The organism is Fictibacillus sp. 18YEL24 (assembly GCF_015903855.1).
GTDB lineage: Bacteria > Bacillota > Bacilli > Bacillales > Fictibacillaceae > Fictibacillus > Fictibacillus phosphorivorans_C.
This window is the reverse complement of sequence record NZ_JACZDT010000001.1, coordinates 224,643-248,279: the sequence shown is the minus strand read 5'-3', so window position 1 is coordinate 248,279 and position 23,637 is coordinate 224,643. Positions and strand designations below refer to the sequence as shown.

The 23,637-nt window shown below is 38.7% G+C and carries 25 protein-coding genes, 1 tRNA gene and 1 pseudogene; 8 read left to right on the top strand and 19 right to left on the bottom strand.

The genetic code is table 11. From position 1 onward, the window contains the following. Positions 1-3 precede the first annotated feature (3 nt). From HU823_RS01280 to HU823_RS01235, 10 genes are all read right to left on the bottom strand, one after another. Positions 4-576, bottom strand: coding sequence for a DUF502 domain-containing protein (locus HU823_RS01280; protein ID WP_144700466.1), 573 nt, complete (start codon positions 574-576; stop codon positions 4-6). A 20-nt stretch (positions 577-596) separates the two neighbouring features. Then, on the bottom strand, positions 597-1,463 hold the full coding sequence (gene dat / locus HU823_RS01275) for a D-amino-acid transaminase (protein WP_197220862.1): 867 nt from the start codon (positions 1,461-1,463) through the stop codon (positions 597-599). A gap of 211 nt (positions 1,464-1,674) precedes the next feature. Next, complete coding sequence (locus HU823_RS01270) at positions 1,675-1,926, bottom strand: hypothetical protein (RefSeq protein WP_137789510.1); 252 nt, start codon at positions 1,924-1,926, stop codon at positions 1,675-1,677. 90 nt (positions 1,927-2,016) lie between these two features. Then, positions 2,017-2,838 (bottom strand): ammonia-dependent NAD(+) synthetase, encoded by an 822-nt coding sequence (nadE, locus tag HU823_RS01265; RefSeq protein ID WP_197220861.1) that lies wholly within the window; start codon positions 2,836-2,838, stop codon positions 2,017-2,019. 51 nt (positions 2,839-2,889) lie between these two features. Continuing rightward, positions 2,890-3,264: a kinase-associated lipoprotein B gene (locus tag HU823_RS01260; RefSeq protein ID WP_144700472.1), complete on the bottom strand. Its 375-nt coding sequence runs from the start codon at positions 3,262-3,264 to the stop codon at positions 2,890-2,892. Next, positions 3,261-3,578 (bottom strand): hypothetical protein, encoded by a 318-nt coding sequence (locus tag HU823_RS01255; protein ID WP_197220860.1) that lies wholly within the window; start codon positions 3,576-3,578, stop codon positions 3,261-3,263. The genes HU823_RS01260 and HU823_RS01255 overlap by 4 nt, the downstream gene beginning before the upstream one ends. Before the next feature lie 147 nt (positions 3,579-3,725). Further along, positions 3,726-4,634 (bottom strand): rhodanese-related sulfurtransferase, encoded by a 909-nt coding sequence (locus HU823_RS01250; protein ID WP_144703503.1) that lies wholly within the window; start codon positions 4,632-4,634, stop codon positions 3,726-3,728. A gap of 136 nt (positions 4,635-4,770) precedes the next feature. Continuing rightward, positions 4,771-4,845 (bottom strand) — tRNA-Arg (locus HU823_RS01245). Positions 4,846-4,924: 79 nt separating this feature from the next. Beyond that, on the bottom strand, positions 4,925-5,299 hold the full coding sequence (locus HU823_RS01240) for a DUF2203 domain-containing protein (protein ID WP_197220859.1): 375 nt from the start codon (positions 5,297-5,299) through the stop codon (positions 4,925-4,927). Between the two features lie 100 nt (positions 5,300-5,399). Further along, positions 5,400-5,684 (bottom strand): hypothetical protein, encoded by a 285-nt coding sequence (locus HU823_RS01235; RefSeq protein ID WP_144700478.1) that lies wholly within the window; start codon positions 5,682-5,684, stop codon positions 5,400-5,402. 188 nt (positions 5,685-5,872) lie between these two features. On the opposite strand from HU823_RS01235, the gene HU823_RS01230 reads away from it, so the two are divergent. After that, positions 5,873-6,613, top strand: a complete 741-nt coding sequence (locus HU823_RS01230; RefSeq protein ID WP_144700479.1) for a DUF6081 family protein — start codon at positions 5,873-5,875, stop codon at positions 6,611-6,613. Positions 6,614-6,752: 139 nt separating this feature from the next. Then, positions 6,753-8,207 (top strand): amidase family protein, encoded by a 1,455-nt coding sequence (locus HU823_RS01225; protein WP_197220858.1) that lies wholly within the window; start codon positions 6,753-6,755, stop codon positions 8,205-8,207. A 280-nt stretch (positions 8,208-8,487) separates the two neighbouring features. Here HU823_RS01225 and ltaE read toward each other — a convergent pair whose 3' ends face one another. Beyond that, entirely contained in the window at positions 8,488-9,510 is a 1,023-nt protein-coding gene (gene ltaE, locus HU823_RS01220) for a low-specificity L-threonine aldolase (RefSeq protein ID WP_197220857.1), read from the bottom strand. A 36-nt stretch (positions 9,511-9,546) separates the two neighbouring features. After that, positions 9,547-10,317, bottom strand: coding sequence for a class I SAM-dependent methyltransferase (locus HU823_RS01215; RefSeq protein ID WP_197220856.1), 771 nt, complete (start codon positions 10,315-10,317; stop codon positions 9,547-9,549). 145 nt (positions 10,318-10,462) lie between these two features. On the opposite strand from HU823_RS01215, the gene HU823_RS01210 reads away from it, so the two are divergent. The 3 genes and pseudogenes from HU823_RS01210 to HU823_RS01200 all read left to right on the top strand — a co-directional run. Further along, on the top strand, positions 10,463-12,649 hold the full coding sequence (locus HU823_RS01210) for an MMPL family transporter (protein ID WP_197220855.1): 2,187 nt from the start codon (positions 10,463-10,465) through the stop codon (positions 12,647-12,649). Between the two features lie 90 nt (positions 12,650-12,739). Next, positions 12,740-13,327, top strand: a complete 588-nt coding sequence (plsY, locus tag HU823_RS01205; protein ID WP_144700489.1) for a glycerol-3-phosphate 1-O-acyltransferase PlsY — start codon at positions 12,740-12,742, stop codon at positions 13,325-13,327. A 317-nt stretch (positions 13,328-13,644) separates the two neighbouring features. Continuing rightward, a pseudogene (locus HU823_RS01200) lies at positions 13,645-13,758 on the top strand (YjcZ family sporulation protein); the annotation flags it as partial. Positions 13,759-13,920: 162 nt separating this feature from the next. On the opposite strand, the gene HU823_RS01195 reads toward HU823_RS01200, so the two are convergent. Both HU823_RS01195 and HU823_RS01190 read right to left on the bottom strand, forming a co-directional pair. After that, positions 13,921-14,352 (bottom strand): BrxA/BrxB family bacilliredoxin, encoded by a 432-nt coding sequence (locus HU823_RS01195; RefSeq protein WP_144700491.1) that lies wholly within the window; start codon positions 14,350-14,352, stop codon positions 13,921-13,923. A 55-nt stretch (positions 14,353-14,407) separates the two neighbouring features. Next, positions 14,408-15,079 (bottom strand): NAD(P)H-binding protein, encoded by a 672-nt coding sequence (locus HU823_RS01190; RefSeq protein WP_144700493.1) that lies wholly within the window; start codon positions 15,077-15,079, stop codon positions 14,408-14,410. Between the two features lie 59 nt (positions 15,080-15,138). Between HU823_RS01190 and HU823_RS01185 the strand changes: the two genes are divergently transcribed. Then, the gene (locus HU823_RS01185) at positions 15,139-16,203 is read left to right on the top strand and encodes an SDR family oxidoreductase (protein ID WP_197220854.1); all 1,065 of its coding nucleotides are present in this window, start codon (positions 15,139-15,141) and stop codon (positions 16,201-16,203) included. Positions 16,204-16,327: 124 nt separating this feature from the next. On the opposite strand, the gene HU823_RS01180 is transcribed toward HU823_RS01185, so the two are convergent. Next, positions 16,328-17,008, bottom strand: coding sequence for an MgtC/SapB family protein (locus tag HU823_RS01180; RefSeq protein WP_137789525.1), 681 nt, complete (start codon positions 17,006-17,008; stop codon positions 16,328-16,330). A 209-nt stretch (positions 17,009-17,217) separates the two neighbouring features. Here HU823_RS01180 and HU823_RS01175 point away from each other — a divergent pair, with 209 nt between their 5' ends. Then, positions 17,218-17,553, top strand: coding sequence for a DUF485 domain-containing protein (locus HU823_RS01175; RefSeq protein ID WP_144700497.1), 336 nt, complete (start codon positions 17,218-17,220; stop codon positions 17,551-17,553). Next, the gene (locus HU823_RS01170) at positions 17,550-19,091 is read left to right on the top strand and encodes a solute symporter family protein (protein ID WP_197220853.1); all 1,542 of its coding nucleotides are present in this window, start codon (positions 17,550-17,552) and stop codon (positions 19,089-19,091) included. Before HU823_RS01175 ends, HU823_RS01170 begins: the two co-directional genes overlap by 4 nt. Positions 19,092-19,109: 18 nt before the next feature. Here the strand turns inward: HU823_RS01170 and HU823_RS01165 are convergent, their stop codons facing one another. From HU823_RS01165 to HU823_RS01150, 4 genes are all read right to left on the bottom strand, one after another. Then, positions 19,110-20,528: an amino acid permease gene (locus HU823_RS01165; protein WP_197221356.1), complete on the bottom strand. Its 1,419-nt coding sequence runs from the start codon at positions 20,526-20,528 to the stop codon at positions 19,110-19,112. Between the two features lie 185 nt (positions 20,529-20,713). Beyond that, on the bottom strand, positions 20,714-21,574 hold the full coding sequence (locus HU823_RS01160; protein ID WP_197220852.1) for a CvfB family protein: 861 nt from the start codon (positions 21,572-21,574) through the stop codon (positions 20,714-20,716). A gap of 81 nt (positions 21,575-21,655) precedes the next feature. After that, the gene (locus tag HU823_RS01155) at positions 21,656-21,805 is read right to left on the bottom strand and encodes a YycC family protein (RefSeq protein ID WP_082861366.1); all 150 of its coding nucleotides are present in this window, start codon (positions 21,803-21,805) and stop codon (positions 21,656-21,658) included. A 54-nt stretch (positions 21,806-21,859) separates the two neighbouring features. Continuing rightward, positions 21,860-23,548 carry a formate--tetrahydrofolate ligase gene (locus HU823_RS01150; protein ID WP_144700505.1) on the bottom strand — a complete coding sequence of 563 codons (1,689 nt, stop codon included), beginning with the start codon at positions 23,546-23,548 and terminating at the stop codon, positions 21,860-21,862. Positions 23,549-23,637 lie beyond the last annotated feature (89 nt).

Here is a 23,637-nt window from a genome sequence, read left to right as displayed (position 1 = left end):
ATATTATTTAGTTGCGACGCCACCCGATAATAAAAACTTCATGGCATCTTCAGGTTTCACATCGAGAACCTTGACCTTGTCTTTTGGTACTAAAAAAGTAAAGCCTGCAATCTGAAACGTTTGAGGGATATATACAGCAACGTGATCTCTTAACTCGTCACTTAAGCTACTTACATCTTCAGTCGTAACAAAACCAACACTTTTTAAATCCAGTTCAGGATATTCGATCAGGACAACCTTCGAGAAAGATCTTTTCTCTCCAAACAGAGAGTGGATCGTATCTTTAATTACAGAATAAATCGTCTTAACAAATGGTGTTTTCTCTAGCACCCGATCGATGAGACTAAATATTTTTCCTGATACATATTGAGTAGACATCCAGCCTAAGACCGTGATTAGAACGAGCGTTGTGATGAGTCCGATGCCGGGTATATAATCTTCTTTTAGAACATCTTTTAGTAAGTTACCAAGGATGCTGTCTAAAAATCCAAAAATCTTATAAATAATATAAACAGCTAACACGATCGGAAGGATGGTCAAGAGTCCATTTATAAAGTACTTGAGTATTTTTTTCATGTTTTCCCCTACATTTAAGACTAGTTAACGACTGAAGTATTCTTTATAATCTGTTTCTTAAAGTCATCTTGCAGTTTTAGAGTTACAGGACCAATGCCGTATGATTGACTCTCTGAGCCTACAAGTTTTGTAACTGGTGTAACTTCCATCGTTGTACTTGTAATGAAAACTTCGTCTGCGTTTAAAAGCTCATCTACCGAAAACGCTTCTTCTAAAACTGAAATCCCGTTTTGTTGTGCTAATTTAATCACGATCTGTCTAGTGATACCATTTAAAATTAGGTTCGTACTTGGATGTGTTTTCAATGTTCCTTCTTTTACGATAAATACGTTGGATGAAGATCCTTCTGTTACTGTTCCATCTCTGTGCTGAATCGCTTCTTGACAGTCAAAATCTGCAGCTTTCCGTTTTGCCATTACATTCCCAAGAAGATTTAAGCTCTTAATATCACATCGTAGCCAGCGGATATCTTCTGTTAGATACGTGCTGATTCCGTTTGCTTGAGATTCGGCTATGCTTTCAAGTGAAACAGATTTTGCAAAACCTGTTACAACACTTTGCATATTTCTTTCATAAAGATGATTTCTGGGTGCTACTCCACGCGTCATCTGAACATAAACCATTCCATTTTCAATGTTGTTCTTACTGATCAGTTCATCTGTAAGGTTTTTAAACGTAGAAACATCATAGGGCATTGCCAGTTCTAGTTGCTTAGCACTTTGTTCAAACCTTGTGAAATGCTCTTTAAACGCAAAAGGTTTTTTGTCATAAACAAACACCACTTCATAGATTCCATCTCCAAAAAGGTAGCCTCTGTCTTGTGGATCAACTGGTATCGATCCGTCTTTAATAATTTGATCATGATACAAAACGTATGAATTATCCATGATTTTACCACCCCATCAATATAATATGTATACAGTTGAGCTTTCATCTACTTTAAATGAAAAAGTGAATGCCTTCAAGAGTCACTTTGTATGTAATCACAGTTGTATATATATAGTTGTTTTCATTACAGGTTGCTCGATTTTTCGCGGTAAAACAACGCATAACAACAAATCAAACAAAAAACCGCTCTTGATAAGCGGCTTCTTTCAATTATTGCTTTACAGTTTTTACGACTTTATGATCTTCTACTGTCACGATATATAGTTCCTTGTCCATTTCGATCAGAAAGTCATTATCATATTGTTCTTTTAACTCTTCTTCAATTTTAAAAGGTTTCTTAAAATGCTCGTCGATAACATTTAATCGATCTTTTCTTTCGTTCTCGCGATTAATGGTATCATAAACAAAATATGCTAAAAATACGATACCTAATGAGATGATGATCTTCGCCGTTTTACTCAAAGTTATGTATCCCCTTCCCCTTTATTCCAAGAACAAGTATAACCTAAAAGCGGCAAAACAAAAACACCTGGTTTCCCAGGTGCTCTTTACTTACTTCCACCATGTATCGTGAATGGAAGCAGGATGATTTCTTTTGTGCATGGTTTGGATGTATCTTTTTTCAATTTTTTCTTTAGATTCCAAAGTCACTTCTTTGCCCTCAAGATAATCATCAATTTCTTCATAAGTAACGCCGAGTGCTGTTTCATCAGGAATCAAAGGCTTGTCATCTTCAAGGTCAGCTGTAGGAACTTTTAGATATAGACGTTCTTCTGCGCCAAGTTCTTTTAACAGCTCTCTTCCTTGTCTCTTATTTAAGCCATACAACGGAATGATATCACATGCGCCATCACCATGTTTTGTAAAGAAGCCTGTTATCGCCTCTGCTGCATGATCTGTACCGATGACCAAACACTGATAGGAACCAGCAATGTCATATTGAACTTTCATTCTTTCGCGAGCTTTCGTGTTTCCCTTAAGAAAGTGAGAGAGTTCTTTTTCAGTCGCCTTCATAAACGCACCTACAGAGGCGTCAACTGCTGGTTTGATATCTACTGTTAAGGATACATCTGGCTCAATAAATTTCAATGCACGCTGAGCATCTTCTTCATCTTTTTGAACACCATATGGAAGTCTAACCGCTACAAACGTATATTTTACCCCTGTTTCTTCACTCAGCTCGTTCATGGCGATCTGGGCTAACTTTCCGGCAAGACTCGAGTCCTGTCCACCACTGATGCCGAGAACATACCCTTTTGCACCCGATTTTTTTACATAGTCCTTTAAAAATTGAATTCTCTTTGTAACCTCTTTTTTCGCATCAATCTTTGGTTCTACTTTCAACTCTGAAATAATCTGTTTTTGAAGTTCCAATTCTATCGCCACCTTTATCTCTATAGTATCTCATTCCACTGTCTATCCAATTTAAACAAGTTTATAGTCTTTTTCTAATGAAAATAAACATTCCAACGAACGTTTTGCCCATGGGCTATCGTCCTCTTCTAGCTTCTTTATGTATTGAACTAAGGCTTGTTTTAGAGATTCCTTGTAAGGGGGAAGTTCCCCGTCATAGTTCTTTACTGTATGCACGGGCACCCATGTTTTCTCTCCATAACTCAATGCTCTTCTTTCCTGGAAAAAAGGGACATCTGCTTGTTTGGGATTATGAAGATCACCTTGCCAAGGGTGTGTTTTTACTGCAAGCACTTCAAACAAAACCATCTGGTTTCGTTCTTCTCCTGCCTTTCCAATATACTGCCCTGTTTTATAGCTCGCGATAACAAGATTCTTGGCGCTCATCCTTTTTTCGTCTCCTTCATCGCTTGAATTTCATTGGACACTACAAAGGCAAGGTCATCGTTACCAAACATCGATAAAACTTGAAGCACAGTATCATGAGGAATGTGTTCTGCTTCGTCGATTGAAACAGTTTGCTCTAGCATATGCATCACATACTCATTCTTACTTTGGTCTGGATAAGCTTTAAGATAGACGGCTTTAGGATCGAGCTCATTATTTACACACCATTGACTATAGATGATGATCATCATACCTTCATCTTTTTGATAATTACTTATCACTTGTTCAGAAATATCGTTAGCTTTATTATTCAACTCAATCACCTCTTTAATCACTCTTTTGTATCTAGGTTTTGTATCCGTTTTGTTTTCCATATTTAATGTTAAAAGTTTCTACTATATACCGTTTACTTTAAAACAGGAAAATAAAAAAAGCCAGTATAAACACTGGCTTTTTAAAGCTTAAACCGTCTGTTGTTCTTTTTGTTCCGTCTCATAACGGTTACGTGGATGATCTAAACATTCTTTCGAACAAGAACGCTTATGTTTCACTTCACACTCCGGACAGCAAACATGTTGTTTGTTACATTCTGGGTTTGCGCAGTTCACATATCGATCTTCTGTTTTTCCGCAATAATAACATGTAGCAATCACTACATCTTCCTCTGTACGGTTAACGGGAACTGAGATACGTTCATCAAACACATAAAGTTTACCATCCCACAGCTTTCCTTGGACTTCATCGTCTTTACCGTACGTTACGATTCCACCCTCAAGCTGTGATACATCTTGAAACCCTTCTTGAAGAAGAAAGCCTGAGAACTTTTCACAGCGGATACCGCCTGTACAGTACGTTAAAACTTTTTTATCTTTAAACTGGCTGATATTTTCGCGTACCCATTTCGGAAAGTCTCTAGATGCTTTTACATCTGGACGGATAGCACCGCGAAAATGGCCGATCTCATATTCATAGTCGTTACGTCCATCAATTACGATTACATCTTCATCTTGTAACGCTTCGTAAAATTCTTTTGGAGATAAACGTTTACCTGACAATTGGTTCGGATCAACATCATCTTCAAAACGCCAAGTTACGAGCTCTTTTTTATGACGAACAAACATCTTTTTAAACGCATGTTCTTCAACCTCATCTATTTTAAAAACAATATCTTCAAATCGCGGATCTGCTTTTAAATGATCCATGTAGATTTGAGTCTGTTCATACGTTCCTGACACAGTTCCATTGATTCCTTCAGGAGCAACGATTATCCTGCCTAGAAGACCTAAATCTTTACAAAACTTTAGATGCTCGTCTTTGTAGCTCTCTGGATCATCAATCGGAACATACTTGTAATACAAGAGTACTCTCATTTTTTCTGACACAATTAATCACCAACCTGCAACGTTAGTTTATTTTTGTGACGCCAAATAAAAAACCACCGGTCCCAATAGCCTTCCCCGTGGTGAGTACCGGTCTAACCGATATTCTTAGATATTCAATTGGAAGTGGCGCGCCCACCAGGATTCGAACCCAGAATACGAGAGCCGAAATCTCGTGTGATATCCATTTCACTATAGGCGCTAATTACGTCACGATTAATATCATAAGCTTTTTTAGAGAATAATACAAGTGTTATTTACATGAATTCCACAAGCAACCCTTAATTTACCAAATGAAGTGAATCCAGCTTTTCTTCAACACTCTCATAGATCGTGATGACTGGTTCCTCTGGATGCCATTTGAATACACCTTTTTCTCCATTTAATATAGCTGGAAAATGGAGTGTCGATGAGAAGGCATCCTCAAACCATACACCATGAGACAAGATATTTGAAATAAACATTTCAGCTTCAAGTTCCATAAATTGAATTCTTTTTTCCCAGGCAACTTTTTCTTCAGCATTCAACTGAGGCTCGACCTGCTGAAAAGATTCATACCATAAATCAAACTCTCTTTGCAGATTATGTAAAGAATCAAATTCTTTTGAGAGGACCGGAAGCAATTGGTTGGCTTCTTCTAATGTATAGCGTTTCATTACATCGTTCTCCTTCATCTTCTTGTACGTATTATATCAAATGAAAAATACTTTGCACACAAAAATGACAAGAAGAAAACCTTTTGGGTTTCCCAAAAGGTTAAACGGTAAGACATATTTCTTTCTTTGGATTCTTTAAGTCTAAATAAAAATCTCGAACTGTTTCATCTTCAAGAAGTTCTGGAAAATCTCTTCTATATTCCGAACTGATTAAGATTTGCTCCACTAGATCAACTGATCCTCTTCTTAATAAAAGTCTTAACGTCAACCATTTATCACGTTTAGGTTTCAGATGAAACTTCGTAATAAACAACATGATTCTATCATCACTTGAGAACGTTTTTTCCTTTTCTTTTCGTAAATTAATTTGAGATACCGTTTTCATAGAGAACACCCTCCCTTTAATTTGCGAGCTCTTAATACCATTATTATTCAGTTTTTTCTGAAATATACTTGTCCATCCTAGAAATCTAGTTTTTTGTGGACGGGTATTAATAGAAAAGCCAGCATTTGCCTCATCAATCTTAATTTGATTAAATATGTTTATAAGCAATTAACTAGGAGCTGTGTTTAATGAAAAAACATCAAAATGAAATCGTACTCGGCAATTTCCATTCTATACTGACTGAATCTGAAACGTGGAGGATCGGAGGTTTCCCTCTTCCAGATGGATCCTTCCATGAGTTTAGAGAGCCTGAAGCAGTTGTTATCGTTCGTAATGACGAGCTGTATGTTAGAGTTAATCCTTTCACTAAATCCCACCCTTCTGTTCAGTTCTTAGATAATGCAAAACACATGTATTATTCAAATGAACCGATCAAAGTGCCACAAGACGGAACAGTTTCTTTTCAATGGAGAATGCGTTCACGTCCGATCGGAACGAATGCGAATGATCTGTATGATGGATTTGTTTCTGTAAACTTATTAGACTTCACTACAGGAGCAGCACTTGATTTCTTTGCAGGTAACGATAAGTATGCAAGTGTCTATGCGGTACTCCCATTTCCAGGTGTCTCAGTTCCTGAAACAGATAAAACAAGATATTTTTGTATCTTTAAAGAAGAGCAAGAGTTCAATCAAAGAGATTGGAACGAATTCGAGATCACCTATAACCGATCAGCTGATGAAGTGACTTTTTCAGTGAACGGAAATATCGTTCGAACAGAAAAAGATGTGCCGATCAAGTTTAATGAGTTTACAGTAGCGTTAGGACTTATGACAGAGAAAGACTTATCACCTGAAGGAAGCACCTCGCTTCATGGTCAAGGTATAATCGGTGAATGGTCTCCAATGAAAGTATCTTTCAGTGAATAGTACAGGAATCGGCTTAAAACCTTAAAGGTCTGCATGATGCGGGCCTTTTTTTAATTATTCTATGAATACTTCGAAAATTCCTTTTTTTGTGACAGTTTTATATAATAAGTATTGAGTAATTAAGAGAGGAAGCGGCAAAATGTCACAAAATATTGTGTTGGATTTAAACGAGCTCACATTAGAAAAGATACAGCATCATTTTGAGAACGGTGATCTGACATCACTAGAACTCGTAATGTATTATCTAGATCGGATCTCCAGATATGATAAGCAAGGACCTTTGATCAACTCTGTTTTAGAAATCAACCCCCATACCTTATTCATTGCAAGAAACATGGATGTTGAAAGACAGAACGGAAAAGTTCGGGGACCCTTACACGGTGTTCCTGTCATCATTAAAGATAATATCGACACTGCCGATCAGATGCACACGAGTGCTGGATCTTTGGCTTTAGAAAACCATTATGCCAAAAGTGATGCTTTTCTCGTTAAGAAGTTGAGAGATGCAGGTGCAGTCATCATCGGAAAAGCAAATATGACGGAATGGGCAAACTTCATGGCATATGAAATGCCAAACGGTTTTAGTTCTAGAGGAGGTCAAGTGTTGAATCCATACGGACCTGGAGTATTAGATGTGAGTGGATCTAGTTCAGGTTCTGCCGCAGCTGTAGCAAGTAATTTTGCTGCTCTTAGCATAGGAACTGAGACTTCAGGCTCTATTCTTTGTCCCGCTGGAAACAATAATATCGTCGGAATCAAACCTACTGTTGGACTAGTCTCTCGATCCGGTATCATTCCCATTTCAGTTAGTCAAGACACCGCAGGTCCTATGGCTCGAAACGTCAAAGATGCTGCGATCCTCCTTGAAGCTATAGAGGGAAATGATCCGCTAGATCCTGCAACATTATCTATTCCAAAACATTCAAGCTATATAGAAGGTTTAGAACAAGCCACACTAAAGGGAAAGCGATTTGGTGTAGCGTATGAATTTTGCATAAAGCACTTAAATCCAACGCAGAGATCCGTTTTCGATGAAGCTTTAAAACTCATAGAGGATGAAGGTGGAGAGATGATCTATTTAGAACAGATCTCACCTTTTGAGAAGATTGAATCCGACTATAACGTCCTCTTACACGAATTCAAATCTGGTCTCAATCATTATTTAAGTACTGTTTCATCAAAGACAAAGATCTCCTCATTACAGGATGTTATCGATTTTAATGAACAGAATAAAGAAAGGTGTTTGAAGCACAACCAAGAGCTGTTGCTAGAAAGTGATATGACTGACGGGAATTTAACGAGTCCAGAATATCTAAAGGCGAGATTGAACGATCTTGAGATGACACAGAGAAAAGGAATAGATCTTGCTATTGAAAAACATAACTTAACTGCTCTAATCAGTCCAAACGATGTCTGGTACGGTATTCCTGCAAAAGCAGGATATCCTTCCATTTCAGTTCCTTCTGGGTTTGATGATGACGGGATGCCACTAAGTGTTATTTTTACTGGGGAAGCATACTCCGAGAAAAAATTGATTCATATAGCTTATGTCTTTGAACAGATTTCTAACAAGAGAGTTCCTGTAGAATTTTAATAGACACTAATGATTCAATATTTCTAGTAAATCTTTTGTATTTACTTCTTTGATAGTTGATTGTAATGTAAGATGCGAGACTCTCGGTGATGCTTAAAAGTGAAACGTACAAATGTGGCTCACCGTCTGCACCGCAAAAGCAAGCATCTGAAATGGAATTCGACTGCCTCCAAAAAAGTCTACACAAGACCGCCTAAAAAATACAAAGGATGGGCCTTCATTTAGAGGCTCATCCTTCTATTTACAATTCCCTGTTTATCAGTAATAACAATATATTATGCTATCCTACTACTCGTCTTAAGGCGGAGATTGCATGATCGATATCTTCTTCACTAACATCATAATGCGTTGTTAACCGGATCTGACCTTCACCGAACGATACGGCAAGAACTCCCTCTTGCTTTAATCTTTCTAAAAACTCTTCATTCTTCTGTTTTGTGTTTTCAATATTCATGATTACAATATTTGTATCGGGTCTATTGACTACTTCCAAATTCTTCATATCTTCGATGGCATCTGCTAACCTTCGTGCTTTATGATGATCTTCAGCTAATCGGTCGACCATCTTTGTTAATGAGATGATACCACTAGCTGCTAAGAATCCTGCTTGTCTCATTCCTCCACCCAGGCGTTTTCTCCACTTACGAGCTTTTTGGATAAATTTCCGATCTCCTGCAAGAATAGAACCCACAGGTGAGCCTAATCCTTTTGATAAACAGATTTGTACCGAATCACAATATTGGGTAAAGTCCTTCACATTCATGTTCGTCGCTACAGCTGCATTAAAAAGCCTCGCACCATCGATATGTACAGGGATTCCTGCCTCTTTTGCCACTTCATATATCTTTTTCATGTTGTCTAATGAAACGACTGATCCTCCTGAACGGTTATGTGTATTCTCAAGACAAATTAACGTCGTATCAGGAAAATGAATATCTTCAGTACGAATCGCTTGTTTGACTAAAAGAGGATCCATCTCTCCTCGTACGCCTTCAATGACTCTTGGCTGAACACCCGCTAATGCAGAGATAGCAGCTCCTTCATAAAAGAAGATATGAGACTCTGATTCAACGATGATCTCATCCCCAGGTGAACATTTAGCCAGCACCGCCAACTGATTTCCTTGTGTTCCACTCGTTACAAACAGAGCTGCCTCTTTTCCTGTTATCTCAGCAGCTAATTTTTCGAGTTTGTTTATTGATGGATCTTCTCCATATACATCATCACCAACAGTTGCTGTGTAGATAGCGTCTCTCATTTCTTTTGTAGGTTGTGTTAAAGTATCACTTCTAAGATCGATCATGTTCCACCTCATCCGATTTTTTTCTGTCTTAACTTTCTAGTTACCTTCAATAACACCATATAAAAAACTGGCGTTTCGTTTTATGACGGAGAATCCTAAATCATAAAACTTCGTACTCGTTTTATTGTCTTTCATTACAACTCGTTTTGAAGCTACTCTTTTTGCTTCATGAATGGTCGCTTCTGTTAGGATACTATAATCAGCACTGCTCTTTAATCCTTGAATGCCAGGTGATGAGATCGTTGATTCGAACATCGGATCAAAATAGACCACATCAAAACTATTATCGTGCTGTTTTTTTAGAAAGTTATAATGATTTTCATGAACCACTTCAATTCTTCTCATCGCTTCATTCATCTCTTCAGAATTAGATTCCCACACTTGAAGACCGCTCTTCACAACAAATGAAATCGCTCTGCTGCTCTCTACTCCGACTACAGCTCCTGATCTTCCTGCTACTAAACTCGCAACGATCGCATCAGAGGCAAGGCCTAGCGTACAGTCTAGGATCTTCATTCCCGCTTTAAGCTGAGTCGCTTCAATAAAAGCATCTTTTTCCCCTCGAAGGATCTGTTTTACACGAAACATAGAAGAATTGGGATGAAAAAAGAACGGTGTGCTCTCGTCTTTAGGATGATACGAGATTTTGTCCACTCCGATCATAAGAACATGGTCATTATATGTACTAATCATAGAAGAAATGGAATGACTCTCTCTATCCACAAAAGTACCATCAATCGAGACGGCTACTTCTTTTGCTTTGTTTCTTAATCGTGTTGCATTCTTTCCAGCTGTCGTAATGATCATTGTTTTCACCTATCTGTTTTATTATGAACAATTCCTTATTGTAATCGGCCTCTTATAAACCTGCTGCTAGGATTACGTATCATTTGCATATCTCATTGAACAAACCTAAAATATGGGAAGATAGAAGTATGAGGAGGCTCCAATAATGAAAAAGGGTTTATCGTTTCAAGCCTTAGGAAAATTTACATACCGTTTCCGTAAGCTCATTATAACATTTTGGGTTCTAACTACCATTCTCTTAGGCTTTTTTGCTGTTAAACTCCCTTCGATTTTAAGCGGCAGCGGGTTTGAAATGGATGGATCTTTCGCAAAAGTAGAAAACATTCTTCAAGATAAGTTTGATCAGCCGAAATCCTCTGTGATGCTCGTCTTTGATTCTAAAGAGTACTCTCCACAAGATGCTGAGTATAAGTCATTCGTTATAGACACGATTAAAAAGATGGACGGAGTCGACGATGTAGTTGACATCCAAAGTCCTTATGACGTTCCTGAAAAGACTATAAAAGAGAACGTTTCTTTTGCATCTGTTCAGTTCGATAAAAGCTTTGGAGACCTGAAAAAGTCTATTGATCAAATAAGAGATCGTATGCCAGAAGACAATGAAATTTCTGTTTCATTAACAGGTGGACCCGTGATTGCTGAAGATATGAACACTGCTAGTCAACACGATCTAGCTAGAGCAGAGGCGATCGGGATACCTGCTGCATTAATCATTCTTCTGCTCGCGTTCGGCGGTTTGATCGCAGCAGGCTTACCGATCATTGTCGGTTTAATCTCAGTCGCAAGTTCGCTTGGGCTTCTCTATTTTTACGGACAAACAACGAATGTAAGTATCTTCTTACTCAATGTTGTTCCTATGATCGGACTTGCATTAGGAATAGATTTTGCTCTTCTTCTCGTCAACCGCTTTCGTGAAGAGCTTCATCGCGGTGTTGAAAAAGCTACGATCATTTCTGTACAAACAGCTGGTCGTTCGATCGCCTTCTCAGGTTTATGTGTCTTCTTAGGACTGTCTGGAATGCTGTTGATCGATATTGATATTTTTAAGACTGTTGCCATCGGAGGCATGGTCGTTGTAGTCCTCTCGGTTCTGAATGCGATAACGTTCTTACCAGCCCTGTTAGCTGTTCTTGGCCAGAGAGTGAACGCTTTGAAATTGTTAAAAACAAAAGAGAACACAAAATCATTTTGGCATAGTTTTGCAGCTTTCGTTATGAAAAGACCTATTATCATGGCTGTGATCGCAGCTTTGGTTTTAGGATTATCTGTTACACCTGTGAAAGATATGAAGCTATCCATACCAGAGGCAGATGCACTTCCACCGGATTATGAATCAAGGTTAGCCTTTGAAAAATTTGAAAAAACGTTCGGTGAAGATGAGTTGTATCCTGTAACGATAGTTGCCGAATCTAAAAATTCTTTTCTAAAAGATGAAGAATCACTATTAGCACTTGAAAAACTTACTAATGAACTTCAAAGTCAAAAAGAAGTAAATAAAACAGAATCTATTTTCACGTACACGAATCAATTAAACGGTTCAGAACTCTTTCAAGCTCTGCAGACCGATCAAGGTAAACAGCAGTTCTCTCCTGTTCTAAAACCGTTTATCAATGACGATACTGCTGTAATTAAAGCATATTTATCAGTAGATGTGACAGGTGATAAAGCGAAACAGTTCGTCAAAAAATGGGAAAAAGAACATGAAGGATTGTCCATCACGATCGGAGGAGTTACGAAGTTTAATCAAGAGATTTTTGATGAGATCATCGAAAAGGCTCCTTATGGGTTAGCTATCGTCCTGATAACAACACTCTTCATTCTCATGATCGCATTCCGTTCTGTATTTATTCCGGTAAAAGCGATTTTTATGAACATGCTGAGCTTGTCCGCTACTTTTGGAATACTAGTTTGGATTTTCCAAAGCGGTGTCATCATGGAACCTGTTGATATTGGATTGATGATTCCCGTCTTTACTTTTGGAATCGTTTTTGGACTGAGTATGGATTATGAAGTATTTTTGATTTCTAGGATTCAAGAGATATACGAAGAGACTGGTGATAATGATCGTGCTACCTTACTTGGATTAACTTCCACATCTAAGATCATTACATCAGCTGCAGCGATCATGATTGTAATCACAGGCTCGTTTGCTTTTACAAACGTCATGCCTGTCAAAATGATCGGAATCGCTATTGCTCTTGCCATATTTATAGATGCAACGATCGTTAGGATGATATTCGTCCCGTCTCTGATGAAACTTCTTGGAGACTGGAACTGGTGGATGCCATTCATAAAGAGAAAAGAGAAAAAGCAAAGCGGCACCCTTTCTTAAAGGGATGCCGTTTTTTAAAGTAATTGTGGGAAAACGAAACATAATATCCTATAATAAAAATAGCTAGTCTCATATTTAAGGGGTGTTCATATGTTTGAAATTATCATTATTCTTTTACTTTCTTATTTACTTGGCTCGATCCCCTTTGCACTCTTAGTTGGAAAAATAGGATATGGCATTGATATCAGAGAACATGGAAGCGGTAACTTAGGCGGTACGAACACATTCAGGACTCTTGGTAAAAAAGCCGGTTTTATTGTATCAGCAGCAGATGTGTTAAAAGGAACACTAGCTGCAAGCTTACCTATAATACTCGATGTTGATATTCATCCTCTCATTGCAGGGGTTCCTGCTGTAATCGGGCATTGTTATCCGGTGTTCGCAAAATTTAAAGGCGGTAAAGCTGTTGCTACTTCTGGCGGCGTTCTACTATTCGCGCAACCATTGTTGTTTGTACTCGTCTTGTTCACTTTCTTTCTGACATTATACATAAGTAAATACGTGTCTCTGTCATCCATCATGGCTGGGGTAGGCTCGGTCGTACTAAGCTTTTTCATTGCAGGTGATTGGCTGACAACGTATATTCTGATCGGCTTTACATTGTTCTTAATCTATAGACATAGACAGAATATTGTAAGAATCGCTAAGAAAACAGAGCCTAAAGTGAAATGGATCTAAGAATCGTTCTTTTTAAGAGCGGTTCTTTTTTTTATGCCTAAACTTCGAACTTTCATTTCTTGAAGACAAGATTAACTTCCTGCCCGTTTATCAAGACTTTTTGATAAAAGTCGAAAAATAGGCTCTTCTCCTAAAAAAGTACAGGCGTTTTCACTAAAAACTCCGCATTTGTCCGTGTCCGTTTAGGTGTTTCGGTCATATGGTGTAATGTGACGTTGACCTAGACTTAAATATTTGGAGGGACTGAAATGGAAAATAAAAAAATGAATATGCCTTATGGTGACAATATGAACATTAACATGAAGCCGGTAGCGAACATGCCGATTCATCATGGTGATTATCATGGTGGAGGTTATGGCGGCTATGGACACGGATGCGGCTTTTTAATCATTGTTGTTCTATTCATCCTGTTGATCATTATCGGTGCTACTGCGTTTCATTGTAAAGAAGAAGAACATGACTGTGACGAATCATCTTCATCTTCGTCTTCATCCTCATCTCATTAAGTCATCATATTCTAAAAAAGAAAGAGAGAAGCAGATCTGCTTCTCTCTTTCTTATGTTATAAAACTGAGTCGTCCTAGACTATTGGATTAACAATGCTCATCATATGCCCCAAGAAGATTTTCAAGAATTTCTTCAGGTGCATGATTTTCAATGTTATGACGATGAATAAAGTGAACGACTTTTCCATCCTTTAGTACAGCCATAGACGGAGAAGATGGTGGGATTTCCCCAAAGAATTCTCTCATTTGAGCCGTCGCTTCTTTATCTTGACCAGCAAAAACAGTCACAAACTGGTCAGGCTTTACAGCATGATTAAGAGATGCTACTGCGACCGGACGAGCAAGACCAGCAGCACAACCACAGACTGAGTTGATCACAACAAGTGCTGTACCTTCAGATTCTTGCATAAAATAATTTACTTCTTCTGGTGTTTTTAATTCTTCAAACCCAGCACGCGTTAGTTCGTCTCTCATCGGCTGAGCCATCTGTTTCATATATTCTTCATAAGCATTCATGATTTATTCCTCCTGAAAACGATTCATTTACATACAATGTTATTATAACGTAAACAGACTAGCTTTTTAAAATGTTTCTGCTTATCTCATGTATCTTCTTGTTCTCAATAATCGTTACGGAATCAGTTTGGGCGTTGAAAGCGTCTTGTATCATCGCATTAGCAACTGAGCTCGATTCTACCGGTTCATATTTACTAGGATAGATGAAAGGAATTGCTTTATAAAGCTTTTCGGCCAATCTTTCTCCGAACCTGAACTCTTCACGATCACCGATCAATAAAGATGGTCTGACAATCGTCAAAGAAGGGAATTTCATCGAGATCAAATGGGACTCCATATTACCCTTTACACGATTGTAAAAAAATGTAGACTTAGCATGAGCACCCATAGCTGAAATAACAGAAACATGGGTTATATTTAACTTATGAGCAAGTTTTCCTAATTTAACCGGAATATGTAAATCTACTTCTTCAAATGCTTTTTTGGATTTTACTTTATTCATCGTCGTTCCGATACAGATGAACATAACATCCGCTCCTGTATGTTCTAGGCTGTATTCAGATGCAGTAAAATCAAATATCACTTCTTTAATCTTTTCATGCTTCATACCCGAAGATTTTCTAACTAGTAAGATAATCTCTTTACACTGTGGATCCGTCAATAATTGCTTTACCACTTCTTTTCCAACTAATCCGCTTGAGCCAGCAACAATAACAGTATTCTTATTCATGTGTTACGGTCCTTTCTGTTACGAGTAAACTTATCTTATCATGAGCTGAGGTGTATATCATGAACCATACTTATTTTATCACCGGTTACCCAGGATTTATAGCTTCAAAGCTTGTAAGTGCTCTTCAAGCAAAGTATCCTTCTTCTACCTTTTATTTATTGATCTTACAACATGAACGTGAACTGGCAGTGCGAAAATTACGATCTCAATCTAATAACATACATCTTGTCGAGGGAGATATTACAAAACACAATTTAGGTCTAGCCTCTCACACTATAGAAGTTCTTCATAAACAGGTTACACACTGTGTCCATCTTGCAGCTCTTTATGATCTCACTGTTGCTTATGAACCTGCATATCTTTGTAATGTGATCGGTACAAAAAACGTCTTAAGGTTTGTTGAAAAGTGTCCGAGCTTAAAGCGTTTTTGTTATTTCAGTACAGCATATGTTTCTGGAGATGAAAAAGGATTGATCTTGGAAAGCGACATTAGTATGCCTAGTCGGTTTCGTAATTATTATGAACAGACAAAACACGAAGCAGAAGTGCAAGTCCGTGATAGAATGAATGAACTTCCGGTCACGATCATACGACCTGGTATTATTGTAGGTGATTCAAAGACAGGAGAAACACTCAAGTTTGACGGTCCTTATTTTATGATGCAATTCATAAAACGGCTTGCTAAGTTCCCCATTCCCTATATCGGAAAAACTTCATCCAAGATTCATCTCGTTCCTGTCGATTTCATCATTGACGCTTCAGTGTATCTCATGCACGAGACGGTCGGGAGATCTAAAACGTATCATGTGCTTAGTCCAGATTCACCTTCCATACAAGTTGCCTATACTTCTTTATGCCAGGAGCTTTTAGGGAAAAGGCCAAGCTGGACGTTGAATAGAAGAATAGCTGAACAGTGTCTATCATTTTCACTCGTTTCGAAATGGCTTGGTGTACCATTAGAAACTCTTTCGTATTTTTCTCATGATGCGAAATACGATACTTCTCAACTTGTTAAAGATCTAAAAGGATCAGGAATTGAATGTCGGCCTTTCGATGAGTATGTAGGTTCGATGGTGCACTACTATAAAAACAATGCTCATGACAAGAACTTAATACGATATTAAAGAAAGGGTGACAGATCACGTCACCCTTTTTCTTATACTATGAGATAACTCTTAAATAATTTGAATGTAACAGCCACTTTATAAGGAGAGCCTCTTCGACAGGCCATCGATCATAAACCCTAAATCATCCAAGCGTTTCAATCTCAACACTTCTGATACCCTCAATCTTTTTCACATCATCATATAGATCTGTGGTGTATCTTTTCTCATAGATGGATGCTGCCATCTCCATTTTTTTGTAATCATTCTCAAGATCCTTTATTCGAACATTTACGATCTTTACTTTCAGCTCATTGATCTCTTTCATCACATCACTCATGATGGTGTCTGGATTAACGACCAATTTTAACTTAATATCGATCTGTCTTAATGCTTTTGGGCCGATCCATTTCATGATAAGAGGAATCAGTTCGACACTGATAAGAATTAAAAAAGCACCTGCAGCGGCCTCTTTATAGAAACCAGCTCCGGCGGCAATTCCTAGTCCTGATGCTCCCCATATCATAGCTGCGGTTGTTAATCCTGAAATTACATCGTTGCTTCTTCTTAAGATAACACCTGCTCCAAGAAAACCAATCCCACTAACGATCTGAGCTGCTAAACGCATTGGGTCCATGACCGTTTGACCAGACAGAAGTGAAAATTGTCTAGCAGATTCTATGCTGACAATCGTGAGCAAACAACTGCTGATGGAGATAACAAGGCTCGTTTTAAGACCAACGGGTTTATTCTTCAACTCCCTCTCAATTCCGATGATCAATCCGAAGAATGCCGACATTCCAAGTTTCACTAAGACAAGACTCATGATGTTTACACCTCTCTCCTGTTTTTGCCCTTATTTAATAATACGCAAATCATCCCATTAAATCCTTCTAACTTCAAGAACGATTCCCGTTGAATCATAACGTTCCTCCGTATATAATAGAAGTTGATTTTATCAGAAAATAAAGATTATTCAGTAAAAGGAGGCGTGAATACTAGGTTGATTTAATTTAATAAGAGGAGGAAAATGCATTGTTACCAAAAAAACAGCAAAAATTTGAACACTCAAGGTACAGCGAAGTCGTGAACACGAACACATTTCAGCAATTAATGTCTGAGAAAAAACGTTTCATCCTGCCAATGACCGTGTTTTTTTTACTGTTTTACTTCAGCCTTCCTATCCTAACCGCTTATACAGATGTATTGAATCAAAATGCGGTCGGTGATATCACTTGGGCTTGGATCTTTGCTTTCGCTCAGTTCATCATGACATGGGCTCTGTGTATGATCTATACGAAACGAGCCAAGCGCTTTGACGAACTCGCTGAAAAAGTGATAGCTGATATGGACAAGGAGGCTTCCTCATGAATGGTACAGCATTTTCTTTGTTTTTAGGAATCGTTGCTCTTACTTTAGTCATTACCTATTTTGCTTCTAAGAAAACAAAAACAACAAGTGATTTCTACACAGCTGATGGCGGATTGACCGGAATGCAGAACGGTCTTGCCATTGCCGGAGACTATATGTCAGCTGCTTCATTTCTTGGAATTGCAGGCACGATCGCACTATCTGGGTTTGATGGCTTTTTTTATAGCATCGGTTTTCTCGTTGCTTATCTTGTAGTTCTGTTCTTAGTAGCAGAACCTCTTCGAAATCTTGGTAAATATACGATGGCTGATATGATTGCAGCGAGGTTTAATGATAAAAAGGTTCGCGGTGTTGCAGCACTGAATACGATGGCGATCTCTACCTTTTATATGGTAGCCCAATTAGTAGGTGCTGGTGCTCTTATCAAACTATTATTAGGGATTGAGTACATATATTCTGTACTTATCGTAGGCGTATTGATGACGGTCTATGTGGTGTTCGGTGGTATGACTGCTACATCATGGGTACAAATCGTAAAAGCAATTCTTTTGATGCTTGGAACGTTTATCATTTCTGTCATGGTGTTTGCTAAATTTGGTTTTAGCTTTACTGAGATGTTCAACCAAGTTAAAAGTGCTACACCACTGGGCGAGTCGTTTTTGAACCCCGGTAATAAGTTTAAAGATCCGCTTGATACGATCTCCTTAAACTTAGCACTTGTCTTAGGAACTGCAGGTCTTCCTCATATACTTATCCGGTTCTTTACGGTAAAAGATGCTCCTACTGCCAGAAAATCCGTTGTGTATGCAACTTGGCTGATCGGAGCGTTCTACATCATGACGATCTTTTTAGGATTTGGTGCAGCAGCTTTTGTTGGACAAGATCAGATCGTAGCTGCAAATGCCGCTGGAAATATGGCAGCTCCACTGTTAGCAGAAGTACTCGGAGGAGAGTTTCTGTTTGCCTTTGTTTCTGCCGTTGCGTTCGCTACCATTCTAGCCGTCGTAGCTGGATTGGTACTATCAGCCGCTTCAGCTTTCGCTCATGACTTTTATACACACATCATCAGAAAAGGTCATGCATCAGAAAAAGAACAGATGAAAGCCGCCAAATGGGCTTCAGTAGGGGTAGCGATCATCTCCATCATACTCGCTTTATTCGCACAAAAATTAAATGTCGCTTTCTTAGTCTCTCTTGCCTTTGCTGTAGCAGCTAGTGCGAACCTTCCTATTATTCTTTTAACGATTTTTTGGAAGCGCTTTAATACGGCAGGCGCAGTAACTGGGATGTTAGTCGGACTCATTAGTTCACTTGTTTTAGTAATGATCTCACCTAGTGTATGGTCTCCTGTAGAAGGAGCGGCGATCCTTACAGGAGAAGCCATCTTTCCTCTTGCAAACCCAGGAATTGTTTCCATACCACTTGGGTTCTTAGGAGCTATCATCGGAACGATGCTTTCCAAACCATCAGACGTTGATAAGTTTAATGAAATTCTAGTAAAAGCAAACACGGGGTCTGGCCTTCGAAAAGGTGCATGATTCTAAAAAAACCGGCTATTAATCAGCCGGTTTTCTTGTGGGTTCAGTTTGTTTTGGAACGAAGGGATAAAATAAGATGCCTGATGCAAGTAAGGCGATTCCGAATAAGAAGGTCTTGAGATCTGCCGTTCCTGCATAGATGACCCAGAACGAATAGATGGCAGCTACTGCAGCAATAATACCATCTGTCGTTCGACTTCTCCCCGATTCTCCATACGTCTCACCTTTCATAACGAGCTTCAACTGATAAAGAGAAGCGAACAAATATGGAACGAGAAAAGCGAGTGTAGCAATAAAGATCATAAAATCAAAAGCAGACGCCATCGACTGAGAAATAACAGAAAACAAGAATAGCTGAGTACAAAGGTTTGTGATCCATAGAGAGAAAACGGGAGCACCTTTTTTGTTTTCTTTTAAAAAGTTCGTTATAAACATCCGCTGCTGTGCTGCCTGAAACGGCACTTCAGCGGAAAGCAAAACCCAACCAACAGTCGCCCCTAATAACGAGACCACTCCTAAGACGGCCATAATCATACTGCCGGATGGTCCAATTGCTGCCATCAATGAATCAACAAGTGGTTTTTGAGAGTTGATCAATTCTTCTTGCTTAAGAGTTCCCATGACTAACAACGTGATACTTAAATACAAAAGAAGTGCAATGATCAGACCAAGGATCGTCGCCTTTTTTACATCTCTCTTCTTTTTGGCACGAGTCGCGAAAACAACAGCAGATTCTACTCCTACAAATGCCCATAGGGTTGCGATCGCCGCATTATTTATCTGAGAAAGAAAACCAGAAGTAACACCGCCTTCACTCTCGATCGGTGCATAGAAAGGAACTAGATTACTGCTTTGGAACGCGAATAAACAAGCTATTATAAATAATAAGAATCCTAAAACTTTGGCTAAAGTTGCAATAAAGTTTACCTTTCCTGCTCCCTCGATACCGTTAAGAATCAAGATGTGTACGCTCCACAAAAGAACGGAACAGATAATAAATGTGATGACTCCTCCTATTCTTACTGAAGTCCCCATCACGGTGAATACAATGGCTTTGTTCGTCATAACAGGGAAAAAAGTTGAAAGATAACTGGCAAACGTAGTGATGATCGCAACGTTACCTGACCAGTTAGCCACCCAATATCCCCAGCTTACAAGGTATCCTGCTAATAGTGAGGATTGTGAATTCTCTTTAAATAAAGCCTTCGCGTAGTTTTGAGGACCTCCATTTAATTCAGGTTTTCTTAAACTCAGGTTTCCAAAAACAAGAGCTGTCATCAATACACCAAAACCTGTGATCAGCCAGGCTGTTAATACACCAGATGGACTAGCTACTTCTGCTAATGATCGTGGCAACATGAAAATACCCGATCCTACCATATTTCCTACAACAAGTGCTGTTAAGACCCAAAAGCCTAGATTTCTTTTCAAAGTGATTCCACCTTTCTCTTCGTATTTTACCCAATGAAGTACATTGCAAATCCTGAAGTAACATTGGCTAAAAAGACTCAACGAAAAAGTAAGAATCGAAAATAAAAAATAGAGCTGTAGAAAAATAATAATTATTATAGGAAGTATCCCTTTAAAAAGAAAAAAGAGCCTGATAAATCAGACCCATTTCCTTAAATTTGAAGATACGTTTTCCCATCTTCTTGAATGATTTTCTCTTCTTTCATAAGCTTACCGAGAGCTCGTTTAAATGCAGCTTTGCTCATCTGAAAAGTTTCTTTGATCTCTTCTGGAGATGATTTGTCTGTAAGTGGCATCTGCCCTTTGTTTTCTCTTAAATATTGATAGATTCGTTCAGAATCCTCACTGTAAGCAATCTCTTTTCTTGCTCTCATCGATAAGTTCATTCTTCCATCTTCTCGAACGAATGCTACACGAGCTCCTAGCTTCTGCCCAAGGCGCGGTTTCACCTTCAATTCGTCGTTATGAATGAATCCGATGTGCCCTGATTCAGTAAACAGAAGCACGCCTGCTTCATTGATCTTGTAAACATAACCTGATGTTTGTTGGTTAAACATTTCTTCTGTTGCTGCTTCAGCTTGCTCTACCATCTCTTCTTCTGTAGCTAAGTCAGCAAAGATACGGCCTTTTTTATCCAGCTTCATACCTGAGTATACACGGTCGCCAAGATGAGGCCATTCGTCCCATGATTCAGGAAGGTCGTCTTTTGATAAGAGGATATCTTTTTTAATACCGATATGAAGAAATACTCCTAACTTACGATTGACTCCAGCAACTTCTAACCAAGCTAATGAATCAAGACGAACTTTTGGTATCGTTTCGGTAGCCGCCAGTCTTCCTTCGTGATCTTGATATAAAAAGACTTCTACCATGTTTCCTTCTTCATGCTTACTTTTTGATTCAGATCGATGTAAAAGAACTTCTTTTCCATCTTCAAGATCTAATACATAGCCAAGATCCGAAATTCGTACAACTTTAAGTGTATACACTAAACCAGGTTTTTTTGTTTCCATATTTTCATTCCTTTTTTTAGTAGATAGATTAAGAAAAAAAGAAAAAACCTACATAGTAGGTTTTCGCCTTCTTGTTCTTAATTATTCATCCTTATTTTCTTTGGATGCTTCCAATTCCATCAGCTTTTTCACCAAAATATGCTGAGGCATATGCATCAACTGTTCGAGTGGCACGTTTAGCGCTTTTGCTAACTTTACCGCAGTATCAGCTGATAATTGTAATGGTTTCATATGCACCCCTCCTACAGAAGTATAGCAGTTTATAAGGATACTTTACACTATTTCTTAAAATAGTCCTACTGCTTTCCCATCTTCTGATACATCCATGTTGTTTGCCGCCGGAACTTTAGGCAGTCCTGGCATCGTCATTACATCTCCTGTAAGGGCAACAATAAACCCAGCACCAATCGACGGTTTTAGTTCTCTGATCGTAATCGTAAAGTTTTCTGGACGACCGAGTTTTTTCGGATCATCTGAGAAGGAATATTGAGTTTTAGCCATACATATCGGCAACTGATCCCACCCGAAATCAGTAAACTGCTTCATTTGTTTTACAGCTTTTGGTGAGAACTGCACTTCTCCTGCTCCGTACACTTTTTTACAGATTGTCTCTATTTTTTCTTCTAAAGAAGCGTTTAGTTCATAAAGAGGTTTATAGTTATTCTCTTCTGATTCAATGGTTTCTAACACTCTGTTTGCTAATGCTTCTCCACCTTGTCCGCCTTTAGCCCAAACATCAGCTTCTTCAGCAGCAACACCTTTTCTATTGCACCAATCTTTTATGAAAGCAACCTCTTCGTCCGTGTCGGTAACAAATTTGTTGATAGCTACCACTACAGGCACACCAAATTCTTTCAACGTTTCTAAATGTTTCTCAAGGTTTGGCATTCCTTTTTGAAGAGCTTCTAAGTCAGGATTCTTCAAATATTCTTTTGCAAGACCACCATGCATCTTAAGCGCTCTTACTGTAGCAACTATAACAACTGCACTTGGATTGATACCCGCATATCTCGCTTTAATATCTAAGAACTTCTCAGCTCCTAGATCAGCACCGAATCCCGCTTCTGTTACGACCATCTCACCGAGTTTGGATGCTAACTTTGTCGCAATAACGCTGTTACACCCATGAGCAATGTTAGCAAACGGTCCACCATGAACAAGTGCCGGCGTGTTTTCTAAAGTTTGAACGATATTCGGACGAATCGCATCTTTCAGTAATAAGGTTAATGCACCATGAGCATTTAGATGTCCAGCGGTTACAGGCTGATTGTCGTAATCAAACGCCACTACCATCTTAGAAAGTCTCATCTTCAAGTCTTCTAGATCATTAGCCAGACAGAAGATCGCCATCACTTCTGATGCTACGGTAATATCGAATCCATCTTCTCGTGGTACACCTTGAACGGGTCCACCTAAGCCGATGACAATCTTTCTTAATGCTCGGTCATTCATATCTAACGCACGCTTCCAAACGATTCGGCGTGGATCTATATTCAATTCATTCCCTTGATGTATATGGTTATCGATCAATGCAGCTAATGCGTTGTTAGCGGTTGTAATGGCATGCAAGTCTCCTGTAAAGTGCAGATTGATATCTTCCATCGGCATGACTTGAGAGTACCCTCCACCTGCTGCACCACCTTTAATACCCATGCTAGGGCCAAGCGATGGTTCACGTAAAGCGATAATCGTTTTCTTTCCAACTCGATTGAGTGCTTGTCCAAGCCCCACGGTCACTGTAGACTTGCCCTCTCCTGCTGGTGTTGGACTAATCGCTGTAACTAAGACTACTTTTCCATCTTCAACATTCTGAAGCTTTTGAAACAGATCTAATGAGAGCTTTCCTTTGTATCTTCCATAAGGTTCCCAATCATCTTCTTCAATTCCTAGTTGTCCTACAATTTCTTCGATTCGCAGCATTTTCGCTGATTGGGCAATCTCGATATCACTTTTGAACGTAACCTTTTCTAGCATGTTGATTTAACCCTCCATCATATGTAATTGACTCCACTCTCTATTGTATATGAAACAAGTATGTGATGCGATTAGTTTTTCTATTACAA

Coding starts and splice junctions, on each gene's coding strand:
- HU823_RS01280 (WP_144700466.1), bottom strand. CDS start 576: ATGAAAAAAATACTCAAGTACTTTATAAATGGACTCTTGACCATCCTT.
- dat (WP_197220862.1), bottom strand. CDS start 1,463: ATGGATAATTCATACGTTTTGTATCATGATCAAATTATTAAAGACGGA.
- HU823_RS01260 (WP_144700472.1), bottom strand. CDS start 3,264: ATGAGCGCCAAGAATCTTGTTATCGCGAGCTATAAAACAGGGCAGTAT.
- HU823_RS01250 (WP_144703503.1), bottom strand. CDS start 4,634: ATGAGAGTACTCTTGTATTACAAGTATGTTCCGATTGATGATCCAGAG.
- HU823_RS01240 (WP_197220859.1), bottom strand. CDS start 5,299: ATGAAACGCTATACATTAGAAGAAGCCAACCAATTGCTTCCGGTCCTC.
- HU823_RS01235 (WP_144700478.1), bottom strand. CDS start 5,684: ATGAAAACGGTATCTCAAATTAATTTACGAAAAGAAAAGGAAAAAACG.
- HU823_RS01230 (WP_144700479.1), top strand. CDS start 5,873: ATGAAAAAACATCAAAATGAAATCGTACTCGGCAATTTCCATTCTATA.
- HU823_RS01225 (WP_197220858.1), top strand. CDS start 6,753: ATGTCACAAAATATTGTGTTGGATTTAAACGAGCTCACATTAGAAAAG.
- ltaE (WP_197220857.1), bottom strand. CDS start 9,510: ATGATCGATCTTAGAAGTGATACTTTAACACAACCTACAAAAGAAATG.
- HU823_RS01215 (WP_197220856.1), bottom strand. CDS start 10,317: ATGATCATTACGACAGCTGGAAAGAATGCAACACGATTAAGAAACAAA.
- HU823_RS01210 (WP_197220855.1), top strand. CDS start 10,463: ATGAAAAAGGGTTTATCGTTTCAAGCCTTAGGAAAATTTACATACCGT.
- plsY (WP_144700489.1), top strand. CDS start 12,740: ATGTTTGAAATTATCATTATTCTTTTACTTTCTTATTTACTTGGCTCG.
- HU823_RS01190 (WP_144700493.1), bottom strand. CDS start 15,079: ATGAATAAGAATACTGTTATTGTTGCTGGCTCAAGCGGATTAGTTGGA.
- HU823_RS01185 (WP_197220854.1), top strand. CDS start 15,139: ATGAACCATACTTATTTTATCACCGGTTACCCAGGATTTATAGCTTCA.
- HU823_RS01180 (WP_137789525.1), bottom strand. CDS start 17,008: ATGAGTCTTGTCTTAGTGAAACTTGGAATGTCGGCATTCTTCGGATTG.
- HU823_RS01170 (WP_197220853.1), top strand. CDS start 17,550: ATGAATGGTACAGCATTTTCTTTGTTTTTAGGAATCGTTGCTCTTACT.
- HU823_RS01160 (WP_197220852.1), bottom strand. CDS start 21,574: ATGGAAACAAAAAAACCTGGTTTAGTGTATACACTTAAAGTTGTACGA.
- HU823_RS01155 (WP_082861366.1), bottom strand. CDS start 21,805: ATGAAACCATTACAATTATCAGCTGATACTGCGGTAAAGTTAGCAAAA.
- HU823_RS01150 (WP_144700505.1), bottom strand. CDS start 23,548: ATGCTAGAAAAGGTTACGTTCAAAAGTGATATCGAGATTGCCCAATCA.